General features: G+C 61.9%; 4 protein-coding genes and 1 pseudogene. 4 read left to right on the top strand and 1 reads right to left on the bottom strand.

The genetic code is table 11. The features are described from left to right. Window positions 1-589 (bottom strand): annotated as a pseudogene (locus U1763_RS09225) (transposase); the annotation flags it as partial. 415 nt (window positions 590-1,004) lie between these two features. Between U1763_RS09225 and U1763_RS09220 the strand changes: the two are divergent. From U1763_RS09220 to U1763_RS09205, 4 genes are all read left to right on the top strand, one after another. After that, window positions 1,005-1,835 (top strand): 23S rRNA (adenine(2030)-N(6))-methyltransferase RlmJ, encoded by an 831-nt coding sequence (locus U1763_RS09220; protein WP_332754952.1) that lies wholly within the window; start codon window positions 1,005-1,007, stop codon window positions 1,833-1,835. Window positions 1,836-2,304: 469 nt separating this feature from the next. Then, entirely contained in the window at window positions 2,305-4,659 is a 2,355-nt protein-coding gene (locus U1763_RS09215) for a putative bifunctional diguanylate cyclase/phosphodiesterase (protein ID WP_332754951.1), read from the top strand. 397 nt (window positions 4,660-5,056) lie between these two features. Then, window positions 5,057-5,809: a hypothetical protein gene (locus tag U1763_RS09210; RefSeq protein ID WP_332754950.1), complete on the top strand. Its 753-nt coding sequence runs from the start codon at window positions 5,057-5,059 to the stop codon at window positions 5,807-5,809. Further along, window positions 5,806-6,582: a metallophosphoesterase family protein gene (locus U1763_RS09205; RefSeq protein WP_243643249.1), complete on the top strand. Its 777-nt coding sequence runs from the start codon at window positions 5,806-5,808 to the stop codon at window positions 6,580-6,582. The genes U1763_RS09210 and U1763_RS09205 overlap by 4 nt, the downstream gene beginning before the upstream one ends. Window positions 6,583-6,669: the final 87 nt, after the last annotated feature.

The raw sequence follows: 6,669 nt of genomic DNA, 5'->3' as shown, positions 1-6,669 counted from the left end.
GCAGGTGCCCGCGCGCCGACGGCGCGCTTTCGTCCCTTCCGGCGACGGACTGTCAGACCTTCCTCGCGGTAAAGCCGCTGTGTCTTCTTGCGGTTGATCGTGATGCCCTCCCGCCGAAGCAGGATGTGCAACCGCCGATAGCCGAACCGTCGGCGCTGCTGCGCCAGCTCACGCAGACGCGACCGAAGGTCGCCATCATCTGCCCGGCTCGAGCGATACCGCATGCTCTTGCGATCCGCCCCGACGACAGCACACGCCCGCCGCTCGCTCATCCCCAGCGCCGTCTGGAGATGCGCGACCGCTTCCCGCTTCGCGGCAGGCGTCACCATTTTTTTGAAAGCAGGTCCTTCAGACCTGCATTGTCGAGCATCGTATCCGCGAGCAGTCGCTTGAGCCGGGCGTTCTCCTCCTCGAGCGCCCGCAGCCGCTTCGCATCGGACACCTCCAGACCGCCGAACTTGGCCTTCCAGGCGTAGTAGGTCGCGCTCGACATCCCGTGCCGTCGGCACAGATCCGTCACAACCGCGCCCGCTTCGGCCTCCTTCAGGATGCCGATGATCTGCTCTTCCGAAAACTGCTTCCGCTTCATCTGTCCGTCCCTTTCCGGGGTCGGACTCTAGCTTCAACTGGAGGAAAAAACGGGGGTCACGTCAGTGGCAGCTCTTACTGAGGGCGGATTGTCACGGTCGTAGTCTCGCTCATTGGCGAAGGAACTGGTCCGGCGCAGCCGGCAGTTCCGCATTGTCGTAAAGCGGCTTCACGTACAGGCAGGTAAGCGAGGCGGAGGCGATGCCGCAGTGCCTCGCCATCGCGGTCGGATCGGCGTTTGCAGACCGGATCGGGTCGGAGCGATTACAGGCTTTACTCAGCGACCGGCCGCGAAGTGCGTTGAAGGTTTCCGTCCGACTTTATATCGGCACCCGATCGGCGGCTTCGGTCGCCTCTCGCTTGGCAACCGCGCCCAGCAGCACGATAAAGGCAGATCGTCAGGATTTTGGGTCGCAATGAATTATCGCCATTCCTTCCATGCCGGCAACAGCGCCGATGTCGTAAAACACAGCCTATTGATCGCTCTCGTGCGGGCCTTGCAGCAAAAACCGGGCGCACTGACGCTGATCGACACGCATGCCGGCTGCGGGTTGTACGACCTTGAGGGCGAGGACGCCCAACGCACCGGCGAGTCCACGCAGGGCGTACTGCGGGCCTTTGCCGACCCGAACCCGTTGCTGGACGACTACCGTGCCGTCGTACAGGCGGTGAACGTCGGGCCCGAGCCGCACGTCTACCCAGGCTCGCCGCGGATCCTGGCGCATCTTCTGCGCCCGCAGGATTTCCTGATCCTAAACGAAAAACATCCCGCGGACGCCTATACCTTGCGCGGCGTGATGCGCGACACATCCGCTGCCGTGCATGAGCGCGACGCCTATGAGCTTTGGCTGGCGATGGTGCCGCCCCGAACTGCGCGCGGCGTGGTGGTCGTCGACCCGCCATACGAGCAGCTCGATGAGCGCGAACGGATCACAGCCACCCTTGCCGCCGCTCACCGCAAATGGGCGCATGGCGTGACGGTGATCTGGTTTCCGCTGAAAGACCGCGCCACGCATTGGCAGTGGAAGGCGCAGTTGCGCCGGCTCGGCATCCCGAAATTGCTGGGGGTGGAGCATTGGTTGTACGATGACGATCAGCCCGGCATCTATAATGGCGCGGGCCTTTTTATCGTCAACCCGCCCTACGCCTTCATGCAGGCGCTGCCACCTCTTCTGGAAGCCCTCCGCACTGTGCTGGCCCCGGAGGGGCATAAGGGCGAGATTACAGCCGATTGGTTGGGTGGCTGACGTAAAACTTGCGTCGTCGCCTTCTCCCGAAGAAAGAATGGCCGCGCTGCAGGTTTCAAGCAGAGCATCTCGCCAGACTTGCTCGCTGTCGGCGGTTATCCGGTGATCATCGCCACCTGTGCTTCGCATTCACCGGGTCCGCTACGATCCTAAGGCGACCCATATATGCGTCTCCCCACGGCCACGACGCCACACAAATTCGTCGCTCGACATAGTGCGATCAATTGCGGATGTTCGAAGACAGGGCGAATCAAATCGCTTTAACGGGGGTGTCGTGAAAGAATACAAGGTCATGTCCCAAAAGGACAAGTGGTTCAGTTCGAAGTTTGACCCTGAAAAGTCATCACCCATCCATTCGCGGACGAGATTATCGTTGATGAAGTGAAGCCGTTCCGTTTCGCTGAACGGGACGGCAAGATGACGGAGCTTGTGAAGGCCATGGTCGGAGATAGCTGACGATCGCGCCTGGTTGCCCCAACTAGAGCAATTATCGCCCGTTTTGGTTCAGTTACCATTCGTTAGGCGTGACCGTCGATCAGTGGGGCACGTGCGACGATGCGCGGCATCGGAGGGGCGAGGGTTGGATCAGCTCGGACATCAAGAATTTCGGTCCCATGACGACCGGGATGCACCTGGAGATCCTTTCGCCGAAGCGGTCCTTGCCGCGGAGGAAGCGGCGATGGGCGTTGCCGGTCAGCCGTCGTCGACCGGTAGCCTCGATGAGGATGACGAAGACGCGCGTTACGCCGTGGCGCTTAGTCCCCAGATCAACTGGACCGCGGCACTGGACGGGAGCATCGAACGCGTCAGCCCCCGATGGGCCGAGATGACGGGCGCAGAACCATCGGCCGCTTTGGGGGATCAGTGGCTCAAAAGGCTTCACCCCGACGATGCGACGGATACGGCGAAGGCCTGGAGGACGTCGGTCAGAACCAAGCTACCGATCGACATCGAGTATCGGTTGAAGACGTGCAACGCCGAATATCGATGGGTCCGTTCGCGTGCGGTGGCCCGGCTCGATAACGAAGGTCGGGTCGTGCGCTGGTACGGGACGCTGGAGGACATTCATGACCGCAAGTTGGCGGAGCAGGCCCTGCGCGACAGCGAAGAGCGCTTCCGCCTCGCGGCGCAGGCCGCTGGCCTTGGCATCTGGGACTATAATGCATCCCACGACCGGCGTGAGTGGTCCGACGAGTTCAAGGCCATGCTGGGCCTGTCGATCGATGCCACACCGTCCATCGATACCGCGTTGTCCTGCGTCGTGCCAGACGACCGATCCAAGCTGCTGACGTTGATCGGCGCGGTTCGTGCCGGCCATAGCGGACACCGGTTCGAGACGATGGTCCGGATCCGGCGCGCCGACACGGGTGCCGAGCGGTGGATGAAGACGGCCGGGTGGCGGATCGAAGCCCCATTGGGCAGGCTGCACCGCGTTCTCGTGACGGTGCGCGACGTGACCGAGGAACGGAACGTCGAAGACCGGATCAGATGGACGGCGGAGCACGACGGGATGACGCGCCTGCCCAATCGTACGGCGTTCGTGGGGCGGTTGGAGAGCGCCATCGCCACCGCCGCTAGGGATCATACGCATGTTGCTCTGGTGTTGTTCGACGTCGATCATCTGAAGGAAACCAACGACACGATCGGGCACGACGCGGGCGACCTGCTTCTGCAGACCCTGGCCGACCGGCTGACGACTTTTTTTGGCAAGCGCGGTGCCATCGGCAGGCTTGGCGGCGACGAATTCGCCGTCATTCTCGAACGAGCCGACGAGCATACCCTCGTCGTCGAGGTCCAGACCGCGCTCGATGCGCTCCGCGAGCCGCTTACCTATGAAGGGCGCATCGTCGATTGCCAGGCTACGGCGGGCGGATCGGTGTACCCCCAAGATGGCGCCAGCGCCGCAGATTTGCTCAAGGCCGCCGACATCGCGCTATACGCGGGGAAGGAGCGCAACCGTGGTGGGTTTCTGCCCTTCCGAGCGGCGATGCGTGCCGACCTCCAGAGACGGTCCTCGATGATCAGCGTCGCCCGCGATGCCGCTCGGGATAACCGGATCATGCCCTATTATCAGCCGAAGGTCTCGCTGAAGGACGACGCCGTTTGTGGTTTCGAGGCGCTCCTGCGCTGGCATCACCCGACGCTGGGTGTGCAAGCGCCCGGAACCATCGCCGCCGCATTCGAGGATCTCGATCTGGCCACCGGTATCAGCGAACGCATGTTCGCCCAAATCATCCAGGACATGCGTCGCTGGCTCGACGACGGCGTTGAGTTCGGGCGCATCGCGGTCAACCTTTCGCCCGCCGAGTTCCGCCACGAATCCCTCGTTTCACGAATTCTGGAGCGCCTGCACCGCTCGGGCATAGCGACCTCGCGTCTCGAGCTCGAGGTCACCGAAACGGTATTTCTCGGTCGCGGCGCGGACTCCGTCGCGGAGGCGCTGAACGTTTTCAGTCATGAAGGCGTGAAGATCGCACTCGACGATTTCGGCACGGGGTACGCATCGCTTACGCATCTCAAAGCTTTTCCCGTCGACATCATCAAGATCGACCGCAGCTTCGTCAGCAATCTGGATACGGATCCCGACGATGCCGCGATCATCGACGCTGTCGTCGGGCTCGGTCACAAATTGGGCATGGAGGTCGTGGCGGAGGGTATCGAGACCAATGTTCAGGCACGCTACCTGCTCGACCGCGGATGTGACTACGGACAAGGCTATCTGTTCGGAAAGGCCGGTCCCGCTGCCACGGTACCCTTCATCTTGGCGGGCCAACGCGTCCATGGCGGACAAGAGCCAACGGGCAACGCCGCAGTTCGCGGCTAGGCATCGGTGGAGCGCATGCCCGCCCACCCGTGACTGTCCCCCTGCGCGTGTGTCACCTCGGGTCCACCCAGCGACGACGTTCGGCGCGCTGGCGGAACGCAACCAGATTGACGATCATGAACTTCGCATAACAATTATGTTCAGACGGTGTGCCGAACGATTTGGATAGTCTCCTCGTTTAGGAGACTGGGAATGCTGAAAATCGCACTCATCATCGTGTTGGTCATCTGGGGTGGGTCGTTCGCCATAGCCGGTATGATGTTCATCACGAGTAGCCTGTCGAAGCGTTTGCGCAATCGCGTCGGCCCTTAACGGCGGCAAGGTCGCGATTAGCCCGCCGTTCATATTGCCGCGGCAATACGCCGCCGACCGACACATCGATACCGAGGGTGAAACAATGGAGCACGAAACCCGGGAATCGGTATTCGCGACGCGACGGAGCGCCGTGGCGCGCGATCTCGACGCAATTTTCACCGACCGACGCGACACGCCGCGATCGACCAGCATCGTCAAGATCGTGAAGACGCGGCGGCGGCGGGGGTTGATGCCGGCGGTCATCGGCATTGGCGTACTTGTGCTGGCGGGCGCATCGGCGGGGCTGGCGCTATTCGTAGGCGACGTGTCTCCCACTCGGCCTACGACAGTGGCGCAAAAAACCTCAACGTTGCGTAAGACCGCTCTCGTCCCGCGTCCGCCAGTAACCCTTCCTGATCCGATACAGGCGTCTGCAGATACGACGTCGGCGTCATCGGTCTCTCCGCCGACGGTGGTCGCATCGACTTCTAAGACATTGCCCGCCCCTCGCAAAACCGAGGTTCAAGTCGAGCGATCCGGGTTAGGCGCTCGATCCGACAATGTCCGGCGCCCGCCTCCGTTGGCTGACAATTGTGATGATCTGCCAGACGATGAGCGCGCATGGTGCATGCGCCCAAGCCTGTTGGCGGCGCATCGACAGCTCCTCACGACCTATGAAGCGGCGCGTCGTGCCGGCGTCGATAGCGAGGCTTTGGCGCGCGTTCAGAGGCGCTGGACCAATTTGCAGCGACGCGCATCTGACCGCCCGGACGCTACTCTGGACCGCTACCGCGACTTGCGGCTGCAGCTTCTCGATCTCATTGAAGAGCGGCGATCGACGGGGAATGACTGGTGACATCGGCAGCTATTCCGTCTCCGGGCACGCCTCCCGTCATCGGCAGTGTCGACGGCCAGATCATATATGCGATTGGTGACATCCACGGCTGCTACGAACTGCTGCGTTCGTTGCTGACAAAGATTGCTCAAGACGTTGCATCACGAAGCGATACGGCCGCCCCAACCCTGATTTTTTGTGGCGACTATGTCGATCGTGGCCCCGACTCCGCGCGCGTCCTCGACGCGCTTTGCTGGCTCAAGCGTTACGCTCCGTATGATGTGCGCTTTCTCAAGGGCAATCACGAGGCTGTGATGCTCGACTATGTTCGAGATCCGGAGCAAGCGCGCGACTGGATGCGGTTCGGGGGCGTAGAAACGCTACAGTCTTATGGGGTCGAACCACCGTGCGCCACCGCCGACGTCTTAGAGCATCTGCGCGCGCGCGACGATCTGCTTGAACGCTTGCCGGTCGCACACTTGCACTTCTTGGAACAGCTCGACCTGATGTTGACGGTTGGCGATTACGCCTTTGTACATGCCGGTATCGTGCCGGGCATGCCGCTTGCGGAGCAATCCGAAGCCGACCTGTTATGGATCAGGGACGAGTTTCTCGGTTCGCCGAACCGCCATGAGAAGATCGTGGTCCATGGGCATACCTGGACGAGCAGCAGTCCCGAACACCGCGCCAATCGGATCGGCATCGATACCGGGGCCTATGAAACCGGCGTCCTTACTTGCGTAAAGCTTGAGAACGGGACCGTGACGTTCTTGTCGGTAAGCGATGCGGATTGATGCACTGTGGGATTAGTGACGTCGCGCGTATCTGCTCGGCACTATGAGGCCCGAACCGTCGGCACAGCCTCTCAGACCGCATCTTCC

Source organism: Sphingomonas sorbitolis (assembly GCF_036663875.1).
Taxonomy (GTDB): domain Bacteria; phylum Pseudomonadota; class Alphaproteobacteria; order Sphingomonadales; family Sphingomonadaceae; genus Sphingomonas.
This window is presented reverse-complemented; position numbering and strand designations above follow the sequence as displayed.